Raw genomic sequence first — 1,021 nt, 5'->3', positions numbered from 1 at the left:
GCGTCGGCGCGGTCGCCCAGGCCGTCCTCCAGCAGCAGCGGCAGGTCGATCCAGAAATGGCTGCCGCCGCCGGGGTTGCTCTCCACCCCGATCTGCCCGCCGATCAGCTGGGTCAGGGTCTTGGCGATGGTGGTGCCCAGGCCGGTGCCGCCGAAACGCCGGGTCGGGCCGTTGTCGACCTGTTCGAAGGCCTGGAAGATCCGCTCTTGGTCCTGCTCGGGCACGCCGATGCCGGTGTCGCGCACCGAGAAGCGCAGCCGCACCTGGCGTTCGCCGTCCTTGCCGCGCCCGGCCTCGCCCGCCGGCGCCGAACTCAGCCGCACCTGCAGCGACACCTCGCCGCACTCGGTGAACTTGACCGCGTTGTGCAGCAGGTTCAGCAGCACCTGGGTCAGCAGCGCGCTGTCGCCGTGCAGGCGCACCGGCACGTCGGCGGCGACTTCGACCTTGAAGGTCAGGCCCTTGGCCGCGGCCAGCGGCTGCATCATCTTCTGCAGGCGCTTGGCCACTTCCTGCAGGTTGAAGTCGACGTCGCGGCGCTGCAGCTTGCCGGCCTCGATCGCGGAGATGTCGAGCACGTCGTTGACCAACAGCAGCAGCGACTGCGCCGAGGTGTGGATGACGTCGGCGTACTCGCGCTGCTCCGGCGCCAGGCGGGTGCCGTGCATCAGCTCGGCCATGCCGATGATGCCGTTGAGCGGCGTGCGCAGCTCGTGGCTCATGTTGGCCAGGAAGCGGCTCTTGGCCTCGTTGGCGCGGCGCGCGGCCAGGGTCGCGTTCTGCAGGCTGCGCAGCAGCGAGGACAGGTAGGCCGGAATCGCCACCAGGCCCAGCCACAGGCCCGCCGACAGATACGGCTGCCCGTTCCAGTACGGATTGCCGAGGATCACCGCCAGGAACGAAACCGCGGCCAGACCGGCGGCGGTGTACAGGTAGGTGGTGCCGTAGCGCAGGCCGTTGCCGATGGTCACCCACAGCACGATCACGTACAGCGGCGCCAGCGACGGCGCGTCCAGCGACA

General features: G+C 69.8%; 1 protein-coding gene. It reads right to left on the bottom strand.

Going from position 1 to position 1,021, the window contains the following annotated elements; all coding sequences use genetic code 11:
• Nucleotides 1–1,021, bottom strand: a 1,021-nt coding sequence (locus ABZY20_RS37510; RefSeq protein ID WP_356448055.1) for an ATP-binding protein, incomplete at both ends; no start/stop codon positions are given.

The sequence above is a fragment of the Streptomyces sp. NPDC006624 genome (assembly GCF_040611555.1).
Taxonomy (GTDB): Bacteria; Actinomycetota; Actinomycetes; order Streptomycetales; family Streptomycetaceae; genus Streptomyces.
This window is presented reverse-complemented; position numbering and strand designations above follow the sequence as displayed.